Raw genomic sequence first — 22162 nt, 5'->3', positions numbered from 1 at the left:
CGAATTATATACTAATTATTATCACTGGTGTGTTTTGTTGTCTTTACTGGTTTTGCTGTCACTTTAGCTTTCGCTGGTTTTACTTCAGCTGACTTAATGACGGCCTTTACTGGTTTGGCTTCGGCTTTCACCGGCTTATGCTCAGGCTTCACCCACTTCTTTTCCGGCTTCACCACCGGTTTATGTTCCGTAGTTTTAGCTGGTTTATGCGCTGTTTTCACAGCTTTATGTTCCGGCTTCACTGCTGCAACTTTTGCCGGCTGATGGATAACCTTTGCCGGTTTATGGATCACCATCCCTGGTTTTGGTATAGCTTTCACTACAGCCGGGGCACTTACTCTCTCTCCCGGTTCACCGTCCTGAAGTCCCTGCGGATTATTCCGGAGCTCTGCAGCAACCTCAGCCCTTACCAGCGAATCCATTACTTTTTTTGCTGAAGCAATAGTTGGTTTTGCAGGCTTAGCTCTGCCACCTGACCCCAATATGGAATCCATGTTGTTCTTTTCACAAACAATCTGATTCGTGTATTTTATGTTGATGGTTTTATAAGTGTCCCAACCTACCTTCGGCATGGCCTCTTTATAAAAGGTCATCAGATTGGTCATTTTCGTTTGAAGAGAATCTGCATTCCCTAAAATGATACGCTGGTTACCCACTCTTGGTATCAATTCAATATCATCTTTATCATTAACAAATATTTGTTCAATTTGTGAGTCCCACAACGTATCTTTTTTCAAAAATAATGCCGTTTTGTACAAATCTGAGGCCATCTTGGTAATCAAGGTATCCACCCTGCCACTAAAATGCTCTAAAATCTTACCATTTGCCACCACTACGTTTGCCGTAAAGTTCGGAGACACAGGCATTTTAAGTCCATTCTTATCAATATAAAAATCTTGTCCGCTAGAACTGATAATTCTCAATAAAGGTTGTCTCTGACTAATTTCAATATGAATTACACCGTCCATATCTGCATAAACTGTAGACAATGCTATATAAGGATTTGACTTAATTTTTTCTTCAATTGCATGCAGGTTAATCTCTTCTAGTTTACGCCCGATTAACTGCCCCTGGCTCTGTTTCAATATCGCATCAATTTCTTCTCTTTCGATAAAATTATCTGCTCCAGGAATAAGAATTTTTACATTCGTTATGTTAACTGTATGTTTTTTTACCGAAACAAAGCTCATCAGGGTAACTATTCCGCCAAGACAAAATATCCAGGCAAAACATTTGAAAACAAATTTCCAGTCGATCCTTTTAAACATGGGTCAAAATCTTTTTTAACGGTTGAATCAAAGTATCAATATCTCCTGCGCCCACAGTAACCAATAACTCAGGCTGATTTTCCTTTACATATTCCAGCACTTCATCTTTCGAATAAACTCCGCTGTTTTCAAGCGTTAATTTTGCTTTTAAAAATGCTGAAGTTATTCCTTCCATCGGTAACTCTCTGGCCGGGTATATATCCAGCAGCAACAATTCATCAGCCGTGCTTAAAACCTCTGCAAAATCAGTTGCAAAATCACGTGTACGGCTAAAAAGGTGCGGCTGAAAAACAACAGTCATCTTCTTATCCGGATACAATTGTCTTACCGCATGAAAACAAGCACGTAACTCTTCCGGATGATGTGCATAGTCATCAATATAAATGTGTTTATCCTCACGGACCACATATTCAAAGCGTCTTTTTACCCCTTTAAAATTCGCAACGGCAGCCTTTACTTTAACAGGGTCAATTCCTAATTTAAGCGCTGCTGCTATTGCAACTGTAGCATTTTCCACGTTATGTTTGCCAGGAAGCATCAACGGTATATCCGTAATACTCACTTTTTCATCCTGATAATCAAAAACAAAATTCCCGGCCTCTACCCTGATATTTAAAGCTTGAACAGCAGCATCAGTATCACTACCATAAGTTATTCCCTGCGCAATCGGTAATCCTTGTTTAAAGAACAAAGTACCCTCAGGCTTCAGCTGTTTTGCAAACAACTGAAATGACTCCTGTAATTGTTCAGCATCCCCGTAAATATCCAGGTGATCTGCATCCATAGAAGTAATCACTGCAATATCCGGGTGCAAGGTTAAAAAAGAACGATCGTACTCGTCTGCTTCCACTACCACGACATTGTTGTCGCCCAGCAGGAAGTTACTTTGATAGTTCGTCGCAATTCCGCCTAAAAACGCAGTACATCCATAACCAGTATCCGTCAGAATATGGGCTACAATAGAAGAAGTTGTTGTTTTACCGTGCGTACCCGCAACAGCAATACAAAATTGTCCTTTACTGATGATCCCCAGTACCTGGGAACGTTTCTGTAAATTGAAACCGTTATCCCTGAAATAATTCAGCAATACCGAATCTTTAGGAATCGCCGGTGTATATACAATCAGCGTATCCGCCGTTGTCACTTCAAATTCCGAAGGCAATGTACTCAGCTCGTCCACATAAGAAATCAGAATTCCTTCCTCCTCCAGGTGACTCGTTAAAACAGTCCGGGTTTTATCATATCCGCCAACCTGGCAGCCGCGTTTTTTAAAATACCGCGCAAGCGCACTCATTCCGATACCACCGGCACCAATAAAATAAACGCGTTTGATTAAATCCAGTTCCATTTATATATCTTTCTTTACTGCTAGTTTAAATACTTCTCTTGCAATCAGCTCATCCGCTTGTGGCAAGGCCATTTCAGCGATATTCACCGAAAGCTGTTCACAACGAGCTTCATCTTTTAATAATTCCAGCGCCTGCGTAACCAAAGTATCCTCCGCAGAGCGATCATTGATTAAAAGGGCTGCATTCCTTTTCACTAATGCCATCGCATTTTTAGTCTGATGATCTTCAGCCACATTAGGCGAAGGCACCAGGATTACCGGTTTTTTGATCAGGCAGAGTTCAGCAATTGTTCCCGCTCCTGCTCTTGATATAATTACATCGGCAGCTGCATAAGCCAGATCCATCTGGTTCAGGAATTCCAGGATACGCACATTCGGATGAAAACTTCCGCCAAGACGTTCCATAATTCCTGCATAATAATATTTACCTGTTTGCCAGATTAACTGTACATCCTGATCTATAAAATCCTGCAAATGCTTTTCAATACTTTTATTCAATGTGGCTGCACCAAGGCTTCCGCCTGTCACCAAAATAGTTTTCTTCAACGGGTCCAGTTTCAGCAATTCCGATCCGTGGAAACGTTTATTGTAAATCTCGACTACATCTTTACGTACCGGATTACCCGTTTTTAAGATACGGTCAGCCGGAAAAAACTGCTCCATTCCATCGAAAGCCACACATATTTTCGAAGCCTTTTTCCCTAGTCTTTTGTTGGTCATACCCGCATATGAATTCTGCTCTTGTATCAGGTATGGAACATTTTTCCAGGAAGCTGCAAATAAAACCGGCCCCGAAGCATAACCACCAACTCCTACTACCACATCAGGCTTAAAGGTTGCAATCAGCTTCAATGCTTTCTGCATGCTGTCAACCAGTTTAAAAGGCAAACTCAGATTTTTGAGTATTGATCCCCTTTGGATTCCGCTGATATTCAAGCCTACGATTTTGTACCCGGCAGCAGGAACTTTTTCCATTTCCATTCTGCCTGTCGCACCTACAAATAATATTTCACACTCAGGCTCTATGCGTTTGAGCGCATTCGCGATCGCAATGGCAGGAAAAATGTGTCCGCCAGTACCGCCACCTGAAATGATTATTTTTGTTGGTTTCATTCTATATATTTTATGTCATTGCCGGTAATTCACCTACAATCACTTTATTTACTTTAACAGCTGGTTTAGCCAAATCTTCACTTAACCCTTTTTTACCATTCTCTTCTACATCCCTGCTTACGCTCAGGATAATTCCAAAAGCAATACTCGTGAAGATCATCGAAGTACCACCCATGCTTACTAACGGCAAAGGGACACCAGTTACGGGTCCTAAACCTACGGCTACTGCCATATTTGCAAAAGCCTGTATTGTCAGACTAAAACTCAGTCCGGCGGCGAGCAGTGCTCCAAAGGCCTTCGGACTCTGCGTCACAATCCTGACGCATCGATAAAGCAGTACCAGGTACAGCACGATAATGATCAATGCCCCGAACAAACCATATTCCTCCACGATAATTGCGAAGATAAAATCCGAATATGGGTGAGGCAGGAAATTACGCTGGGTACTATTCCCCGGCCCTTTTCCAAAGATCCCTCCCGATGCCAATGCAATCTTCGCCTGATCTGCCTGGTAAGTTTTATCTGAATGCTGAGCCTCCGGATGCAAATAAGAGTTCACACGTGATTTATAAGTCTCACGTCTTGGCCCAAGGAAAACGACAAACATCAGCAGTACAAAACCACCCGCACAAACCACCAGTATTTGTTTAATACTGATCCGGCCTATAATTAACAATAAGATACTTACCCCAAACAACATCAGCGCTGTTGATAAATTGGCTAATGCAATCAAAACAAAAACCACACAAACCGACCCCATAATCGGGATAAAGGAAGTCTTTACATCTTTAATATTTTCCTGTTTCTTGGTCAGCATCCTGGCCAGAAACGTAATCAAGGCTAATTTTGCTAAATCGGACGTTTGGAAAGTCAATCCGATAATAGGAATCTTAACCCACCTGGAAGCATCATTCAGGCTCGTTCCAAAAACCAGCGTATAAAACAACAGCGGAATCGTAATAATCATCAGGATCTTTGAAATCCCGGCATAGTATTGATAATCCACTAAATGCGCAATATAGATCATACCAATCCCCATCACCACAAAAATCAAGTGTTTGGTGAGCAGTATTTTCTCTACAGTTTTGCCCTGTTTATAAGCAAGTGTTCCAGTTGCACTATAAACCGCAAAAATAGAGATCAGAGACAACAGGATTATGATCAGCCATATCCAGCGGTCCCCTTTGGTTTTCTCTAAAAGCGCCTGTACTGTACCCATTGTTATAATTCTTTTACAGCCATTTTGAATTGGTTTCCACGGTCTTCATAATTCTTAAACAAATCAAAACTTGCACAAGCTGGTGACAACAACACGGTATTCCCTTTTGTTGCCAGGTGATAAGCTACCTGTACCGCTTCATTTGCAGAGAACGTATTGACAATAATTTCCACATCATCCTCAAAAGCTTCGTGAATACGTTTATTATTTTTACCCAGGCAAACAATAGCTTTCACTTTTTGCTTCACCAGGTCTTTCAGCATATCATAATCATTACCCTTATCCACACCACCCATAATCAGGATCACGTCTGTATTTACACTTTCCAGCGCATACCAGGTAGAGTTCACATTGGTAGCTTTTGAATCATTGATATAATCCACACCAGAAATCTTGGCAACATGCTCCAACCGGTGTTCAATATTTTTAATATCACCCATACTCTCTCTGATGGTCGCATTGCGGATTTCCAACACTTTAGCGACTATGCCCGAAGCCATAGAGTTGTAGATATTGTGCTTGCCTTGTAAAGCTAACTCTGAAATTGACATGGTTAAATGGTCTTTTGGATTTATATTGATATGAATATTGTTGCCTTCCAGATAAGCTCCGCCATCTACTTTTTTACGAATAGAAAAAGGGCATTTCTGTGAATTCACCTTCGTGCTTTTTAAAGCTTTCAGGGTTTCTTCATCATCGGCACAAAAGATAAAATGATCTTCAGGTCGCTGATTCTGTACGATACGCATTTTTGAAGCTGCGTAATTTGTCATTTTGTAATCGTACCTGTCCAGATGGTCAGGCGTAATGTTTAAAAGTACAGCGATATCAGCTCTGAAATCATACATATCGTCCAGCATAAAGCTCGATATTTCCAGTACATACCAATCGAAATTCTCTGTAGCTACCTGTGCTGCAAAACTATGTCCTATATTACCGGCAAGGCCTACATTCAAGCCCGCTTTTTTAAGGATATGGTAAGTCAGCATCGTGGTTGTTGTTTTACCATTTGATCCGGTAATACAGATCGTTTTTGCTGTTGTATATCTTTTAGCAAACTCAATTTCTGAGATCACCGGAATATTTTTCTTTTTCAGCTCTTTGATAATCGCCACCGAATCAGCAATACCAGGGCTTTTAATCACCTCGTTTGCATTAATAATCAAAGCAACCGTATGCTGCTTCTCCTCAAATGCAATATTCAGTTCCACCAATGTTTCTTTATACCGGTCTGCAATTGCCCCGAAATCTGAAACAAAAACATCAAAGCCCTGCTTTTGCGCAAGAATTGCTGCACCTACACCGCTTTCACCAGCTCCAAGTATGACGATCCTTTGCTTTTCCATTACCTCAGTTTTAAAGTGATTATGGTGATGATGGCCAATAATATTCCTACAATCCAGAAGCGCGTAACAATTTTCGCTTCATGGTATCCTTTTTTCTGATAATGGTGGTGCAGCGGCGACATCAGGAAGATCCTTTTACCCTCTCCAAAGCGCTTTTTAGTATATTTAAAATAAGATACCTGCAGCATAACCGAAGTCACCTCGATCAGGAATACCCCGCATAAAATCGGGATCAGCAATTCTTTTCTGATCATAATCGCCAGCGCAGCGATGATACCTCCAATAGCCAGACTTCCTGTATCGCCCATAAAAACCTGCGCAGGATAAGAATTGTACCATAAGAACCCGACACAAGCACCCACAAAGGCACCCGCAAAAATCATCAGCTCACCGGAATTTGGGATATATAAGATATTCAGGTAATCGGCAATCACCGTGTTACCCGAAACATAGGCCAGTAAACCCAGTGTAATCCCTATAATCGCAGAAGTACCCGTAGCCAGACCATCTATCCCATCCGTTAAATTCGCGCCGTTAGAAACCGCCGTAATGATAATCACTACAAAAAGGATAAAAACAAAAACCGCATATTTCTCATAACCAGGACCTAAAAACTTAAGTACCTTGGCATAATCGAACTCATTATTTTTATAAAAAGGAATATTGGTAATCGTTGATTTAACATCCTGCGTATAATAGAACTTCTCTCCTTTTTGTCTCAGGACCATTGGTGCCGCATTTTTGCTCACCCCGGTTTCATCCACAGTTTGTCTCACCACGATATTAGGATTGAAATACATCGTCCAGCCAATGATTAAAGCTAATCCTACCTGTCCGACAATTTTAAACCTTCCAGCAAGCCCCTCTTTATTTTTCTTGAATACTTTAATATAATCATCCACAAAACCTACCGCGCCCATCCATACCGTAGTGACAATCATCAGTAACACGTATACATTGGTCAGGTTGGCCAATAATAAAGTTGGGATCAGGATACCCATCAGAATCATTACCCCACCCATAGTCGGCGTGCCTTGTTTCTGCATTTGTCCTTCCAAACCTAAATTCCTTACTGTTTCCCCTACCTGCATTTTGTGCAGATAATTGATAATCCTTCTTCCAAAAACAGTAGTAATGATCAACGAAATGATAATCGCCAGTGAAGTACGGAACGTAATATACTGGAACAACCTTAATCCAGGAAATTCGTAATGTGCGTTTAAATATTCAAATAGATAATATAGCATTAGCTGATTAAGTTTAATTGTTCCATTAACACTTCTTTATCATCAAAATGATACTTTATTCCATTTATATCCTGGTATTTTTCATGCCCTTTACCCACAATCAGGATAATATCACCTGGCCTGGCTAAATGACAAGCTGTTTTTATAGCTTCTTTACGATCTGCGATCGTTAATGTTTTTCTTCGGTTAGTTGGTGATACCCCAGCTTCCATATCAGCCAGAATCTGATGCGCGTCTTCCGTTCTTGGATTGTCCGAAGTCAGGATCACTTTATCACTCCAGTCACAAGCTACCTGTGCCATTACCGGTCGTTTAGTTTTATCTCTGTCCCCACCGCAACCAATTACCGTAATTACCTGTTCTGTACCCTTTCTGATGTCATGAATCGTACTCAATACATTCTGAACAGCATCGGGGGTATGTGCATAATCCACCAGACCAATGATCTGTTTTGAATTAGGTACTTCTTCAAATCTGCCTTCAGCACCAGTTAAGTTGCTCAATAGCGTTAATACCTGGAGTTTGTCCTGCCCTAATAACATCGCTGTACCATAAACGGCAGCCAGGTTATACGCATTAAATGAACCTACCAATTTGAAAAACACATCAGTATGGTCAATTTCAAGATTCAGACCACTGAACCTGTTTTCAATAATGCTTACTTTATAATCAGCCAGTTGCTTTAAAGCATAGGTCTTTTTAGAAGCCTTCGTATTCTGAAGCATCACCATTCCGTTTTTATCATCAGCATTGGTCAGTGCGAAAGAACCTTTTGGCAGGTCATCAAAAAATGATTTCTTAGCTTTAATATAATTGTCAAACGTTTTATGAAAATCAAGGTGATCGTGTGTGATGTTTGAAAATACACCACCTGCAAAAGTCAATCCCTCTATCCTGTGCTGCACCATCGCATGAGAACTTACTTCCATAAAGCAGTAAGTGCAACCCAGCTCAACCATTTGCTTCAGCAGCTGGTTCAGCGCCAATGGATTTGGTGTAGTATGTGTCGCCGCAATGATTTTATCATTGATCTGATTTTGTACCGTAGAAATTAATCCGGTATGGAAACCAAGGCTTCTGAATAACTTAAATAAAATAGTTGCAATAGTTGTTTTACCATTTGTTCCGGTAATCCCAACCAGTTTCAACGAAGAAGAAGGGTTTCCATAATAATTGGAAGCCATAATCCCCAAAGCTACCGAAGTATTTTCTACCACGATATAAGTTACCTCAGGGTTTACCTCTGCTGGTATCTCTTCACAAATAATAACTGTTGCCCCTGCAGCAATAGTCTGGTTAATAAAAGTATGTCCGTCTGATAAAGTTCCCTTTACCGCAAAAAATACAGCACCTTGCTGTACCTCACGTGAGTCAAACGTAAGCGCACTAATTACCCTGTTGGTTTTTCCAACCAGGTTTTTAATCGCCACTCCATATAAAACATCCTGCAACTGCATCTTATTTCAATTCTAATTGTACCAATAATCCTCTTCCAATCTTCATCCCTGAAGGAATCGACTGGCTTATTACTTTTCCGCTTCCCTTAACCTGTGTTTTTAAACCCGCATTTCCCAAAAGGTATAAGGCATCTTTTAAGCCCATTCCACTTACATTAGGCATCATACCTTTCACAGAACTATATTCCTGGTAAACAATCCCGTTGCTGGTATCTATACTATTGAAATAGTCAGATTTAGCAGCATACAGGGCTTTAATTCCCAAGGCATTGTAAACACTTTTCACTGCTTTACTCTGTCCTGCTTTCGCTTCCGGACTTTTCGTGTTCCCAACCAGATGGTCAGTTACATTATTATACATCTGCACATCACTTGCGTAAATACGATCTGCAATTTCTTTAAATACCGGTCCGGCAACCGATCCACCGTAATACCCGTTTTTCGGTCCGTTGATAGAAACCATAATCGAGTACTTAGGCTTATCAGCCGGGAAATACCCACAAAAAGAAGCCTGATAACTTCTCTTGGCTTTATAACCTTTATTTCCATCGGCCACCTGTGCAGTACCTGTTTTTCCAGCTACCCGGTAAAACGGGGACCCCATCAGTTTACCAGTACCTTCTGTGACCGTGCCTTCCAGCATGGCCTGTAATTTTTTAACAGTAGCTTCAGAACAAACTTTCTCACTGATCACCCTGGCATGAAACTGCTCAATCGGGTTTCCCAGCCTTCTGATTTCTTTTACAAAAATTGGCGATATATACTTTCCATCATTGGCGATGGCATTATAAAACGTCAAAATTTGCAGTGGAGTAATCTGCATTTCATAACCATAAGCCATCTGCGCTAAGGTTAAACCACTCCAGGACCTAAAAGACGGATTCTTAATGACCGGTTTTGTTTCCCCGGTAATTTGCAGTTTCAGTCTTTCATTCATATGGATCCGGTATAAATGATCCGTGAACTGTTTAGGGTTATCTTTATAAGCGGCATAAACAAATTTGGCCACAGCGGTATTTGATGAAACTTCAAATGCCTTTTTAGCAGTTACCACTCCTACGCCCCCATGGGAATCTTTTATATTATGGTTATAAAGCCTGTAAACTCCATTTCCAGTATCCACTGTAGTGTTTGTATCTATTTTTTTATCTTCCAGCAAAGCCATATAAGAGGCCAGCTTAAAAGTAGATCCCGGGTCCTGGCTTCCGCCAATCGCGTAATTGAACATTTCCTTATAAACACCCTCACTCTCCCTGGTAAAATTCGCAACTGCCCGGACTTCACCAGTCGCCACTTCCATCAAAATTACTGTCCCGTGATCTGCATCACTTTTAATCATTTGTTTCTCTAATGCACTCTGCGCCAGATCCTGCATATTAATATCGATCGTAGAAATGATATCAGCTCCATCTTTCGGTGCAATTTCAGCCTCATCATTAACCGGCATCCAAACACCACCAGCAATACGTTGTACTAGTCTTTTACCACTTTCCCCATTAATATAATTGCCGTAAGCACCTTCCAGTCCTACGCCGTTGGAAACGTTTTCATTTTTATACCCGATCGTCCTTTTTGCAAGGTTCTGAAAAGGTAAAATTCTTTTATTCTGCTGAATGGCCATCAAACCACCACTATACTTTCCAATATTATACAATGGGAAAGTCCTCAATTCCTTGAGCTGCTGATAATTCACTTTACGCTTAATCAATAAGTACCTCACGCTGTCTGCTCTGGCAGTACGCAGCATACGGGAATATTCCTTTGGCGTTTTATCTACAAAAAACTGTGAAAGTTTCATAGCCAGAGAATCCACTTTAGCATAAAAAACTTTATTCTCACTAATTCCGCCAGCATACAAATCCATTCTCAATTCGTATTCTGGTACAGATGTAGCTAACAGGCTTCCATCATTAGAATAGATATTACCACGTGCAGCATCCACATTGATATACTTTGTAGAGAGACTATCGGCCATGGCACGCCATTTATGTCCCTCTACAAATTGTACATCGCATAATCTGACCAATACTGCCACGGCAAGCAGTACAATCAGTCCGAAGGACAGATAAACACGTAATAATATGTTAGCTCTAATGTTCATCATTACTTATGATAATTTTTTTAGGAGGCTCTGTTAGCTCCTTAATGCCTAACGTATCTACTTTTTTTGCTACTTCCGTTAACTTGCTTTTGAACATCAGATCAGCTTTAAGCGATTTATATTCCCAGCTCAGTTCTTTTACTTCTTTATTTAGTTTATCTATATCTCTTATATTTTTAACCGCCATGTGGCTGTTCGCGATGTAAAGCATCGTCAACAGCGACAAGAAGATAAGAAATGGCAGCATGGCAGTAGCGGCTTCCTTAGTCACTACGCCATCCACAAAAAGCTTTTTAAAGAAAAGGTTAGCATTTTCAGGCTCCTTCTTTTCTTTTTTGGGCTTTTTTAAGCGAATTACCGGTTCTTCTGGCAATTCCTCTTCGTTCTCTACCTCATCTGCTCTGAACTGGTTGTTCATATCTTAGATCTTTTCTCCAATTCTCAACTTTGCACTTCTGGACCTGCTGTTTCTTTCCAGCTCGTCCTCCTCGGCAATCACAGCTTTACGCGTAATCACTTTATATGGCTTTTCTTCATTACCAAAGAAGTCCTTATCTGCTTCGCCTCTGATCTTTCCTTTAGCAATAAAATTCTTTACCGGCCTGTCTTCCAGTGAATGGTAAGACATGACTACCAGTCTGCCACCCGGGCTTAACACCTCGGCAGTTTGCAATAAAAAGCTTTCCAGTACTTCGATCTCCGCGTTCACTTCGATACGTAAAGCCTGAAATACCTGTGCCATATATTTATTTTCTTTTCCTTTTGGGATGTGGGCCCCTGCAGCAGCTTTAAAGTCTGCCAGGGTTACAATAGGCTGTCCTGCGCGTGATGTTACGACCGCTCTGGCCAATGATTTCGCATTTTTAACCTCACCGTAGATCCCAAATATTTTATGCAGTTTATCTTCAGTATAAGTATTCAAAACATCAGCTGCAGTAAGCTTGCCCTGTTTATCCATACGCATATCCAAAGAAGATTCGAAACGGGTAGAGAAGCCTCTTTCCGGCTCATTGAACTGATGTGAAGAAACGCCAAGATCAGCCAGAATGCCATCTACCTGCTTATAACCCAATAAACGAAGATTATTTTTTAAGAAAGCGAAATTCTGATCAACAAATAAAAAGCGGGGATCATCAATCTTGTTACGTTGCGCATCAGGGTCCTGATCAAAAGCGATGAGTACACCGTCTTTGCCCAGTTTATTCAGGATTTCTCTTGAATGGCCGCCGCCGCCAAAAGTAACATCCACATATACACCATTAGGTTTGATATTCAACCCATCAATACATTCCTGCAAAAGTACTGGCACATGATAATTATTTTCCATCTTCCCCCCTGTTTTTATTTCCCATCACTTCTTCCGCCAGATTTGCAAAATCTTCCGGCTCACTGTCCAGTAAATTGTCGTACGCAGTTTTAGACCAAAGTTCTATTTTATCAAACTGACAAGACAAGATTACTTCGCCATCTATACCTGCAAATTCCAATAATGACTTCGGAAGATTGACTCTACCCGAAGCATCCAGCGTCAATTCCGTCGCGCCACGCGTAAAAAAGCGAATAAATTCTCTCGTTTTCTTCTCGTACTGGTTCAGTTTACTCAGCTCTTCCACTATTCCTTCCCACACTTTTTTAGGGTAGATCACTAAATGCTTTTCGAAGCCTCTGTTTATCACAAGTCCTTCTTGCTCAACGTTTGGCAATTGTTTCTTCAGATTCGAAGGGACCATCATGCGGCCTTTCGTATCCAATTTACAATCAAATTCTCCAAGTAGTTGAACCATTTTAGTATCTACACTTTTTATGTAGTGTAAAAATAGATACTTCTACCACTTTTTACCACAATCTACCACAAAAAAGTTATCAACATAAATTATGCTCCACATTCTACCACTATACATGCAAAAAGGCCGCTTTAAAAAGCGGCCTTCAAAAAGGATCGTAATCCTGTGGAAATTTTATTGGCTTTAACCTTATCCGTTAATAGCCTTAACACCAGGTAGTTCTTTACCTTCCATATATTCAAGCAATGCACCACCACCGGTAGAAACATAGCTCACTTCATCTTCCAGGTTGAATTTAGCAATTGCAGCAGCAGAGTCACCACCACCAATTAAAGAAAATGCACCATTTTCTTTGGTAGCCGCTACAACTGCATTGGCAACTGCGCGCGTACCTTGCTCAAAATTAGCCATTTCGAAAACGCCCATCGGACCGTTCCATAATAACGTTTTTGATTTTTTAATTACTTCAGAGAAAAGTTCAACTGATTTAGGGCCAATATCCAGTCCCATCCAGTCTGCAGGGATATGACCTGCATCAACATTTTTCTTTTCAGCGTTATTGTCAAATTTATCTGCGATAACAGTATCCAGAGGTAAAATGATATTTACGCCTTTTGCTTTCGCTTTTTCCAGCAATTGCAAACAAAGTTCCATACGGTCAGCTTCCAATAAAGAAGTACCGATTTCACCACCTTGTGCTTTACTGAAAGTATAAGCCATACCACCACCAATAATCAGGTTATCTACTTTTTCAAGTAAGCTCTCAATTAAAAGGATTTTGTCTGATACTTTCGCGCCGCCCATAATCGCAGTGAAAGGCTTCTCTGCATGGTGGTTAATTTTCTCTGCATTTTTCAGTTCTTCAGCCATCAGGTAACCAAAGTATTTTTCTGTAGGGAAAAACTCAGCAATAATTGAAGTGGAAGCATGTGCACGGTGTGCTGTACCAAAAGCGTCATTTACATATACATCGCCTAATTTCGCAAGTTTAGCTGCAAAATCTTTATCTCCTTTTTCTTCTTCTTTGTAAAAGCGAAGGTTTTCTAACAATAAAACCTGTCCCGGAACAAGGTTTCTTGCGGCATCAACAGCAGAAGCACCAATACAATCATCAGCAAATTTAACTTCAAGATCAAGCATTCTTGATAAATCACCTAAAATATGTTTCAGTGAAAATTGATTTTCAGGACCTCCTTTTGGGCGGCCCAGGTGTGACATTAAAATCACAGAACCACCATCATTCAAAATCTTAGTGATTGTTGGTAATGCAGCCCGCATTCTTTTATCATCTGTGATGTTGAAATCCTTATCCAGGGGCACATTAAAATCTACCCGTACTAAAGCTTTCTTATCCTTGAAATCACATTGGTCAATTGTTTTCATCTTGTATCTAATTTTTAGGTGTTAAAAAAAGTCATGCGCATCATCAACGATGAATCACAACTTTCACGTTATAAATTTATTTTTCGGCTATTTGGCTAAACATATCAAAATGCGGGCCGACTCCTGGAATTTCGAATTCCTCAGAAATGACTTCAAACCCTAGTCTGCTGTAAAAACCTACAGCGACAGTCCTTGCATTACACCAAATATAAGAAGCATGAACCGATCTCAGCTCATTGATTGCAAATTTTATTAGTTCTGCGCCAAAACCACGCCCGGTATAGGCCGGATCAGTAGCCATAGCGCGCAGCCTGAAACCTCCGTCTCCTTTTTCTTTATAATTTTCAGGGATAAATGTACCGATAGAAACCAGCCTGTCATCTTCAAAACAGCCCAGGTGAAATCCATTTTCTACAGCATCAGTAGCCAGGCCACAATCTGCCAGAGGCCTGTTGCCCCATAATACGGTACTTCTCAGGTGCAGTGTCTCTGCCGGTGAAATTCTTCTAATCATGATTTTCTGAAATTTTAAGGACCAGGTCAACCAATCTTGCGGAATAACCGGATTCATTGTCATACCAGCCTACTACTTTAACCAGATCACCAACAATAGAGGTAAGTTGTGCATCAAAAATACAAGAATGCTGATTATCCAGAATATCTACGGAGACAATCGGGTCTTCTGTATATTCCAGTACAGTTTTCATTTCATTTTCAGCAGCCGATTTAAAAGCTGCATTGATTTCTTCTATCGTAGCTTTCTCTTTAAGGATACAGGTAAAATCAGTCAATGAACCGTTTAATACCGGAACACGAATACCTGCTCCTCCCAGTTTACCTTCCAGGTGAGGGAAAATATTGGTAATTGCTTTTGCAGCTCCTGTACTGGTAGGTATAATCGAGGCAGAGGCAGCTCTTGCTCTTCTTAAATCTTTATGTGGTGCGTCATGGAGGTTCTGATCACCAGTCATGGAATGTATCGTGGTAATATAACCGTCAAGAATCCCCCATTTATCATCGAGGATCTTTACCATTGGTGCTACATTGTTTGTGGTACAGGAAGCGTTAGAAATGATCTCAGCACTTAAGTCCAGTGCCGAATCATTCACGCCCAGTACAAACATAGGAATGTCTTTGTCTGCCGGGGCAGAGATGAGTACTTGTTTAGCACCAGCCAGCAAATGTTTGCCTGCTCCTGTTCTGGTTGTAAATTTACCCGTAGATTCCAGTACGATGTCTATGTCTAAAGCTTTCCAGGGAAGATTCTCTGGTTGGGCTTCGCGGTAAACGTTAATTCGTTTTCCGTTAATAATCAGCGCTTCTTCATCAAAAGTCACCTCTCCTTTGAAACCACGGTGAACGGTATCATATTTAAACAGGTGCGCTAAAGTTGCCGGATCACCAAGATCGTTAATAGCGACCACATTGATATTTTTTTCCAGAGCAGTCCGTAAAAATATACGTCCTATCCTGCCAAAACCATTAATTGCTAATTTCATTTCATTTTCAATTGACGGCACAAAACTAGGTATATTCTTTGGGCTTAACTTATGATATTTCATTGTTTTACATCCAGTTTATAGAGTAGCTGAATGATAAGGGTTTAAAATCAGGATCATAGCAGATTGTAAACTTTGACCCTAGCAAAACAGCACATGTATTCGTAAATTAATACTATAAAATGGTTAATTATGGAGCAGCCGAAAACCATGGAAAGAGTAGGCGTGAATTAAAGTTTTTTGATGTCTTTTTGATTTATAAAAGAATCTTTATTATGGCAAAAGCATGGTATTTGTATAACGGGTCAGGTGACCCGAATTCGAGCATTAGCTATACCCTTTATAATCCTTTGGATCTTACTGCTGTGGCACCTTGTCCAGATGGGTGTAGGCTCTGCGCAATTAAATCAAATACTGGCCCTGGAAGACCAGTAAGCCCTTTATCCAATAATGTACGGACTTATCTATCCAATTTTTTCATAGCACAAAAAGCACAACCTCCATTCACAAGGGCTGTATATGTGGTGGGTAAAGCACCGTGTTAATGGTTGAGAAATTGAAAACCCTGGAAAGATTCAACCATTAAGATAAATGATTTCAATATATCTTAATGATTATTTCCGGGGGTTTTATTTACTATAATGTTTTAGCATTTGCCATTAAAATAAAACACATATATCGCTGTAAATGAATTTGTTAATAAAACACTATAATTATAAATCTTATCATTAATTTCATTCAAAATCTATGGATACGCTCAGTAAAGAATGAAAAGAATACCTCTACTTTTATTGCTGTTTTTTTTATGTTCAGCACTACAGGCACAAATCTGTGGTACACCCGGTCTGGACGGACCAGCAATTGTTTCCCATCCGTTTGGATCAACAAATTATTCCAGTACAATGAATACTTATTTTCCGCCGAAGCGAGGTGTGAGCTTACCAGCAGGAGCTAAAAGTATAGCGCTCGGCGCAGTGCCCAGTCAGACCTATACTTATTTAAGTTATGGCATTACCCCCATCCGTGCCGGTGATATGTTATTGATTATCCAAATGCAGGATGCAACCATACAGTATACCAATGATGCTTTTTACGGTTCAAATAATGACAAAGCAGGGAATGACGGGCTCGGTGGTACAGGCTATACCAGCCTAAGCAATACTGGCAAGTTTGAATATGTAATTGCTAACAATGCTGTTCCCCTTAGCGGAGGCGTTTTAAATTTTAGAGGAGCCGGGGCAGGAAAAGGCACCGTTAATGCTTATACCAATGAAGATGCAACTCCCAATCGTGGGAGAAGGAAATTTCAGGTTATCCGGGTTCCTCAGTATTCTAACCTAACATTAGCTCAGAATATCTATACTTCCCCGTTTAATGGAGAAATAGGAGGAGTCATCGCATACAATGTATCGGGCACGATGAACTTGAGTGGTTTTCAAATAGATGTCTCCGCTGGTGGATTTCGAGGCGGATTAAGGCCAAAAGTTGTTTCAAAGAACAATTTGATTGGAAACTATGTCACATTCGCAGACAGCAGCGGTTCCAGCAAAGGGGAAGGTATTGCCGGTACACCAATATATGTGGTAAATTTTATTAACCAGGTGACCAATCCAACTGAAGGGCTGCCAGTGGGCTCCTATGGCAAAGGAGCACCCGGCAATGCTGGCGGTGGTGGAAATGAATTTAATGCAGGCGGCGGCGGCGGCGGCAATGGAGGTGCAGCTGGCGTAGGTGGTAATGGCGCTTCCGCCTTAAATGCCCCAGGTTCTTTCCCAAATGGCGGAAGACCGGGATCGGCAAATTATGACCCACTAACTCCAGAATTGAGCAGGTTGATTATGGGTGGCGGCGGGGGTGCTGGTGCAGGAGACGGTTCAAGAGGAGGATTCGGGGGTGGGATCATCGTGATTAATGCTGGCCGAATTACAGGTACAGGTAAAATCCTGTCAAATGGAGGTTCAGGATATGCCGCGCAGGCCAATGATGATTTTGATGCGGCCGGTGGTGGTGGTGCAGGTGGTACGGTCCTGATCAAAGTTACCAATCCTGATCCTTCAGCCAGCCTTACTATTGAAGCCAAAGGTGGTAATGGAGGAAGTGTGTTAGCTAATGCCGGTGGACCGGGTGGTGGTGGTGGTGGTGGCGAAGTCTTCTATTCTGTTCCTCCTGCTTCAGTCAATGTGAACGTAGGGAAAGGTACCGCAGGATTTATCCATGGAACACATAATTTTGCTGCTGAAGGTCAGGATGGACACACAGCTCCCTTTGCGATTTCGAGTTTACCGCCTTATTTACAGGGAGGAGGTTCTTTCTGTTATCCCGAGCTCAATACTGTAATTACCAGTGTCACCCCCACGGGTATCCAATATGCCGGAGCTACGGTCAACTATCAAATCAATACTACTAATTATTCTGGTGGGGGAACAGCAGCAGGTGTGCAAATCCAGGTGAAACTTCCCCCTGGATTTTTGTACAGTTCAGCAACTGTCACTTATACAGGAGACTCCAGCGGACCGGCCACGGTTAACAACCTTAGCGGAGATACCAACCAACTCTTATTCGGGAACTTTAACATTTCTCCAGGCGATCAGGTCCAGCTTACTTTAACCGCCAGTATTCCTTGCGGTACGAAGGCAGGAATTTATAAAAGCAATGCTCAGGCTCTGTATTTAGATCCTACACGGACGTTAGCTGATACTGCCCGCAGAATTACCCCTGTTTTAAATGCTTTCCCCGGCAGTAACACTTCTTATGAGACAGGAATTTCCGGCCCGGTGGCCGGAAGTAATTATAACGGTAATCTTTCTACCACAAGTGATGTAACTGTAGGCGTGCCTAATATACAAAACGAAATTAAGGCTCCCCTGACTACGACATTTTGTACGGAAGGAAACCCTGACCCGATTGAAGGAAGTGCAATCGTAGCAGGAACCGATTCTTATACTTACCAGTGGCAATCTTCTTCGGATGGAATTACCTACCAGGACATTGCAGGGGCTATGGCTAAAGATTATACCCCACCCCTGATTCAGCAAACCATATACTACCGCCGGACTATATCCTACTCTGGCTGCACCATTACACAGTTAATTAGTAATGTTGTGAAGTTCAATGTAATTATGCCACCTGATGCAGTGGATTTTGATATGCCTGATATTTGTTTAAAGGATGCTTCAGCAAAATTTAACAATAAAACAATAGTTACTGATGATGAAGCTAACCAGATTACTTATTTGTGGGATTTTGGAGATCCCGGTTCGGCGAACCCAACCGCTACAACAAGGGATGGACAGCATGTTTATACCCATACCGGAGAATACCTCACCAAACTGACTGTATTCAGAAATGGCTGTGGCCGTACCCTGACGAAAACATTCCGCGTAAACGGCAGTGCGCCAAAAGCCGGTTTTACCGTGCAAAACAGTACGGCGCTATGTAGTGGCAGAGAGGTTTTATTTGAAGATCACGCAACAGTAGATTTTGGCGAGATCACCCGCATTGACTGGTATTATGATGCGCAAAATAATCCCACGGTTGTGGAAACAGACAACAGTCCTGGATTGCGGCATGCCACCCCAAAGTTATACAAACACCTATATCCAGTATTCAATACCCCAGCCACTAAAGTATTCCAAGTACGAATGGTGGTTTATTCCGGGCTTTCCTGCATCGATGAACAGACTATCCCAATTACTTTACAGGCGGTACCCGAGGTAGTTTTCGATGTCATACCAACATCAATATGCAGTTCCAGCGCTCCCATTCAGCTCACCCAGGGCAGAGAGGCTTCCGGCCAATTACCAGGTAAGGGTACTTATACCGGGGACGGAGTCAGTGCTTCTGGTCTGTTTGACCCTAATGCCGCAGGCACAGGAAAACATACTTTAACTTATTCATTTACGACGGACAATGGCTGCTCTTCAATTGCCAAAACACAGGACATTATCGTTTTTGGTACGCCAGCTGTAGATGCCGGGAAAGACCAGGTGGTTTTGGAAGGCAGAGAGGTACAATTGACAGCGGCAGTAACTGCTTCACCCGATTTAACTTTAAGCTATAAATGGATCCCATCAACAGGACTGGACAAGGATAATATACTTAATCCCGTCGCCTCACCCTCACGGGATATTACTTATCAACTGACAGTAACAACCGCCCAGGGATGTTTTGCGACAGATGATGTTTTTGTACACGTCTTACAGAATCCAGAAATCCCCAATACCTTCACTCCCAATGGTGACGGCATCAATGATGAATGGAATATTAAATATTTGAGCAGTTATCCTCAGGCTACTGTCAATGTGTTCAACAGATACGGTGGAAAAGTATACAGTGCAACCGGTGCTGCAAAGAACTGGGACGGGAAATATAACGGGGAATATGTACCTGCGGGGGTCTATTATTACGTGATAGATCCTAAAAACGGAAGGAAAATCCTTTCGGGCACTTTAACAGTTTTAAAGTAATCAATTTGGCTTTAATAATTTCCCGTCTTAAATAAAAAATGCTGTAAACAAGAAAAGCCTGCAGTTTCCTACAGGCTTTCTTTAAGATTTGGCACCGACCTACTCTCCCACGTGTTACCGCAGTACCATCGGCTCTGGTGGGCTTAACTTCTCTGTTCGGAATGGGAAGAGGTGGACACCACCGATATAGACACCTAAATATTTTCGAACACTCCCTGCAATCGCAGTTCATGTTTTTATGTCTTATTGATGGCTCAAAGATAGCTAAAAATATCGCATTAGCCCTATAAATAACAAATTATTCAATCTTAGCTTAACAATTATTTTTTGTATATTTAATATAAAGAATTTCTAACCAAATATACTTCTTGTTCCTAAGCTTAGCGTTCCCCGGCATTTGCTGTGGCATCTGTCTTATATTTTTTCAAAAAGCATATTTCTGGAAATTATAAACAGTATAATGATGATCCAACGACTCTCCAGGAAAATTAGCTATGCTAAGTTATTGCTTACCGGAGGTTTCATCCTATACCTGCTGTTTGCGATAGCCTCTCCTATTTATGCCCAAAGATTTGAGTTCAGCGGAAGCCGTAAAAAACAGTCTATTCCTTTTGTACTAGTTAAAAACCTGATTATCGTTCCTGTGTACATTAATGGCAAAGGCCCTTACAATTTCCTGCTGGATACAGGTGTGGCACAAATGATTATCACTGACACTACTTTCCTGGAGAATCTTGACCTCAAAAAGGCACAGACCGTAAAGGTTCAGGGTTATGGATTTGGTGATAATATCGAAGCAGTTTTAACCAGAAATGTTACTGCCAAAATAGGTAAAGCCACCATCAGAAATATACCAACAGCCATTTTTAAGAAAGACATCTTCGATTTGTCTAATTATCTTGGCATTAAAATTTATGGCATCCTTGGGTATTATTTTTTCAACAGCTTCAGCGTAAAAATCAATTACTATACAAACAAACTTACATTTTATACCCATGATGCGAAAATTGAACCTAAAGGAACAAGTATTCCGATACAGATCACAGGTGGAAAACCTTATCTGTCTACACAAATAAAGACCGACGAACTGGGTGATATACCTGTCGATCTGCTGATTGATAATGGCTCAAGCCACCCGTTAATGATGGAATCACTCCATGATAAACCATTTCCGTTACCTGCCAAAACTATCTCTGCAAATCTTGGTGTTGGAATTAACGGTATCATTAATGGCTCCATGGGTAGGGTTGCCGAGATTAAACTTGGAACTTATACCTTCAAGGAAGTGCTTACAGGCTTTCCAGAATATAATATTGGACGCTCCACGATGGAAGGAAGAACGCGGAATGGCAGCCTGGGTTCAGATATACTGCGGCATTTTGTGGTAACTTTTGATTATACAGGTGGGTCTATATACCTGAAGAAGAATAATAATGAAGTTCCAAAATTTGAGCACGACATGTCTGGCCTTGAAATTTATGTGTTACAAGGAATTAAGGACCGGTATTATATTGGAAGAATTGAAATTGGTTCTCCTGCGGAGGAGGCAGGACTACAAGTAAATGATGAAATTACGGCGATAAACTTCGCCAGTGTTATACATTATAAGCTGAATGATCTGACAGAAATGCTGAAAGAGCGCAATGGAAAACAATTATTGATCGAGATATATAGAGGAAATGATAAGCATGTTGTATTGCTTAGACTAAAAAAGCGAATTTAGAGCTGGTAGAAAGGTATCAACAGAAAGGCGTACCCATCATCAAAAAGGTTTATAAACAAGCGGTATCAATCAGAAATGTCTTATAAAAATGCCTGTAAACAAGAAAAGCCTGTAGTTTCCTACAGGCTTTCTTTAAGATTTGGCACCGACCTACTCTCCCACGTGTTACCGCAGTACCATCGGCTCTGGTGGGCTTAACTTCTCTGTT

General features: G+C 41.2%; 16 protein-coding genes and 1 rRNA gene. 2 read left to right on the top strand and 15 right to left on the bottom strand.

Features of this window, described 5'->3' with window-relative positions; translation table 11 throughout:
* Window positions 1-11: 11 nt before the first annotated feature.
* From LY11_RS10400 to gap, 14 genes are all read right to left on the bottom strand, one after another.
* Window positions 12-1268, bottom strand: a complete 1257-nt coding sequence (locus LY11_RS10400; RefSeq protein WP_245952704.1) for a cell division protein FtsQ — start codon at window positions 1266-1268, stop codon at window positions 12-14.
* A complete protein-coding gene (gene murC / locus LY11_RS10395) occupies window positions 1261-2616 on the bottom strand; it encodes a UDP-N-acetylmuramate--L-alanine ligase (protein ID WP_111633648.1) in 1356 nt (451 codons plus the stop codon). Before murC ends, LY11_RS10400 begins: the two co-directional genes overlap by 8 nt.
* Window positions 2617-3729, bottom strand: coding sequence for an undecaprenyldiphospho-muramoylpentapeptide beta-N-acetylglucosaminyltransferase (murG, locus tag LY11_RS10390; protein WP_111633647.1), 1113 nt, complete (start codon window positions 3727-3729; stop codon window positions 2617-2619).
* A gap of 10 nt (window positions 3730-3739) precedes the next feature.
* On the bottom strand, window positions 3740-4948 hold the full coding sequence (locus tag LY11_RS10385; RefSeq protein ID WP_111633646.1) for an FtsW/RodA/SpoVE family cell cycle protein: 1209 nt from the start codon (window positions 4946-4948) through the stop codon (window positions 3740-3742).
* Between the two features lie 2 nt (window positions 4949-4950).
* Window positions 4951-6294, bottom strand: a complete 1344-nt coding sequence (gene murD / locus LY11_RS10380) for a UDP-N-acetylmuramoyl-L-alanine--D-glutamate ligase (RefSeq protein WP_111633645.1) — start codon at window positions 6292-6294, stop codon at window positions 4951-4953.
* Entirely contained in the window at window positions 6294-7541 is a 1248-nt protein-coding gene (gene mraY / locus LY11_RS10375) for a phospho-N-acetylmuramoyl-pentapeptide-transferase (RefSeq protein ID WP_111633644.1), read from the bottom strand. Before mraY ends, murD begins: the two co-directional genes overlap by 1 nt.
* Window positions 7541-8998: a UDP-N-acetylmuramoyl-L-alanyl-D-glutamate--2,6-diaminopimelate ligase gene (locus LY11_RS10370; protein ID WP_111633643.1), complete on the bottom strand. Its 1458-nt coding sequence runs from the start codon at window positions 8996-8998 to the stop codon at window positions 7541-7543. Before LY11_RS10370 ends, mraY begins: the two co-directional genes overlap by 1 nt.
* Window position 8999: 1 nt before the next feature.
* Window positions 9000-11099, bottom strand: a complete 2100-nt coding sequence (locus tag LY11_RS10365) for a penicillin-binding protein (protein ID WP_111633642.1) — start codon at window positions 11097-11099, stop codon at window positions 9000-9002.
* The gene (locus LY11_RS10360; RefSeq protein ID WP_111633641.1) at window positions 11089-11517 is read right to left on the bottom strand and encodes an FtsL-like putative cell division protein; all 429 of its coding nucleotides are present in this window, start codon (window positions 11515-11517) and stop codon (window positions 11089-11091) included. Before LY11_RS10360 ends, LY11_RS10365 begins: the two co-directional genes overlap by 11 nt.
* A 3-nt stretch (window positions 11518-11520) precedes the next feature.
* Window positions 11521-12426 carry a 16S rRNA (cytosine(1402)-N(4))-methyltransferase RsmH gene (gene rsmH / locus LY11_RS10355; protein ID WP_111633640.1) on the bottom strand — a complete coding sequence of 302 codons (906 nt, stop codon included), beginning with the start codon at window positions 12424-12426 and terminating at the stop codon, window positions 11521-11523.
* Entirely contained in the window at window positions 12416-12883 is a 468-nt protein-coding gene (mraZ, locus tag LY11_RS10350) for a division/cell wall cluster transcriptional repressor MraZ (RefSeq protein ID WP_041883311.1), read from the bottom strand. The genes rsmH and mraZ overlap by 11 nt, the downstream gene beginning before the upstream one ends.
* Before the next feature lie 189 nt (window positions 12884-13072).
* Window positions 13073-14266, bottom strand: a complete 1194-nt coding sequence (locus LY11_RS10345; protein ID WP_111633639.1) for a phosphoglycerate kinase — start codon at window positions 14264-14266, stop codon at window positions 13073-13075.
* 76 nt (window positions 14267-14342) lie between these two features.
* Window positions 14343-14780 (bottom strand): GNAT family N-acetyltransferase, encoded by a 438-nt coding sequence (locus LY11_RS10340; RefSeq protein WP_111633638.1) that lies wholly within the window; start codon window positions 14778-14780, stop codon window positions 14343-14345.
* Window positions 14773-15765 (bottom strand): type I glyceraldehyde-3-phosphate dehydrogenase, encoded by a 993-nt coding sequence (gene gap, locus LY11_RS10335; protein WP_111633637.1) that lies wholly within the window; start codon window positions 15763-15765, stop codon window positions 14773-14775. Before gap ends, LY11_RS10340 begins: the two co-directional genes overlap by 8 nt.
* 767 nt (window positions 15766-16532) lie before the next feature.
* Here gap and LY11_RS10325 point away from each other — a divergent pair.
* On the top strand, window positions 16533-20231 hold the full coding sequence (locus LY11_RS10325) for a gliding motility-associated C-terminal domain-containing protein (protein WP_111633635.1): 3699 nt from the start codon (window positions 16533-16535) through the stop codon (window positions 20229-20231).
* Between the two features lie 86 nt (window positions 20232-20317).
* On the opposite strand, the gene rrf is transcribed toward LY11_RS10325, so the two are convergent.
* Window positions 20318-20429, bottom strand: a 5S ribosomal RNA gene (rrf, locus tag LY11_RS10320).
* Between the two features lie 262 nt (window positions 20430-20691).
* On the opposite strand from rrf, the gene LY11_RS10315 reads away from it, so the two are divergent.
* Complete coding sequence (locus tag LY11_RS10315; RefSeq protein WP_111633634.1) at window positions 20692-21954, top strand: aspartyl protease family protein; 1263 nt, start codon at window positions 20692-20694, stop codon at window positions 21952-21954.
* Window positions 21955-22162 lie beyond the last annotated feature (208 nt).

It is taken from the genome of Pedobacter cryoconitis (assembly GCF_003259615.1).
Classification (GTDB): Bacteria; Bacteroidota; Bacteroidia; order Sphingobacteriales; family Sphingobacteriaceae; genus Pedobacter; species Pedobacter cryoconitis.
This window is presented reverse-complemented; position numbering and strand designations above follow the sequence as displayed.

What these genes read in the sequence shown, in the direction of transcription:
- LY11_RS10315 (WP_111633634.1), top strand. Translation starts at nt 20,692, where the DNA reads ATGATGATCCAACGACTCTCCAGGAAAATTAGCTATGCTAAGTTATTG.
- mraZ (WP_041883311.1), bottom strand. Translation starts at nt 12,883, where the DNA reads ATGGTTCAACTACTTGGAGAATTTGATTGTAAATTGGATACGAAAGGC.
- gap (WP_111633637.1), bottom strand. Translation starts at nt 15,765, where the DNA reads ATGAAATTAGCAATTAATGGTTTTGGCAGGATAGGACGTATATTTTTA.
- LY11_RS10385 (WP_111633646.1), bottom strand. Translation starts at nt 4,948, where the DNA reads ATGGGTACAGTACAGGCGCTTTTAGAGAAAACCAAAGGGGACCGCTGG.
- murD (WP_111633645.1), bottom strand. Translation starts at nt 6,294, where the DNA reads ATGGAAAAGCAAAGGATCGTCATACTTGGAGCTGGTGAAAGCGGTGTA.
- LY11_RS10325 (WP_111633635.1), top strand. Translation starts at nt 16,533, where the DNA reads ATGAAAAGAATACCTCTACTTTTATTGCTGTTTTTTTTATGTTCAGCA.
- LY11_RS10370 (WP_111633643.1), bottom strand. Translation starts at nt 8,998, where the DNA reads ATGCAGTTGCAGGATGTTTTATATGGAGTGGCGATTAAAAACCTGGTT.
- murC (WP_111633648.1), bottom strand. Translation starts at nt 2,616, where the DNA reads ATGGAACTGGATTTAATCAAACGCGTTTATTTTATTGGTGCCGGTGGT.
- LY11_RS10360 (WP_111633641.1), bottom strand. Translation starts at nt 11,517, where the DNA reads ATGAACAACCAGTTCAGAGCAGATGAGGTAGAGAACGAAGAGGAATTG.
- mraY (WP_111633644.1), bottom strand. Translation starts at nt 7,541, where the DNA reads ATGCTATATTATCTATTTGAATATTTAAACGCACATTACGAATTTCCT.
- rsmH (WP_111633640.1), bottom strand. Translation starts at nt 12,426, where the DNA reads ATGGAAAATAATTATCATGTGCCAGTACTTTTGCAGGAATGTATTGAT.
- LY11_RS10400 (WP_245952704.1), bottom strand. Translation starts at nt 1,268, where the DNA reads ATGTTTAAAAGGATCGACTGGAAATTTGTTTTCAAATGTTTTGCCTGG.
- murG (WP_111633647.1), bottom strand. Translation starts at nt 3,729, where the DNA reads ATGAAACCAACAAAAATAATCATTTCAGGTGGCGGTACTGGCGGACAC.
- LY11_RS10345 (WP_111633639.1), bottom strand. Translation starts at nt 14,266, where the DNA reads ATGAAAACAATTGACCAATGTGATTTCAAGGATAAGAAAGCTTTAGTA.
- LY11_RS10340 (WP_111633638.1), bottom strand. Translation starts at nt 14,780, where the DNA reads ATGATTAGAAGAATTTCACCGGCAGAGACACTGCACCTGAGAAGTACC.
- LY11_RS10365 (WP_111633642.1), bottom strand. Translation starts at nt 11,099, where the DNA reads ATGAACATTAGAGCTAACATATTATTACGTGTTTATCTGTCCTTCGGA.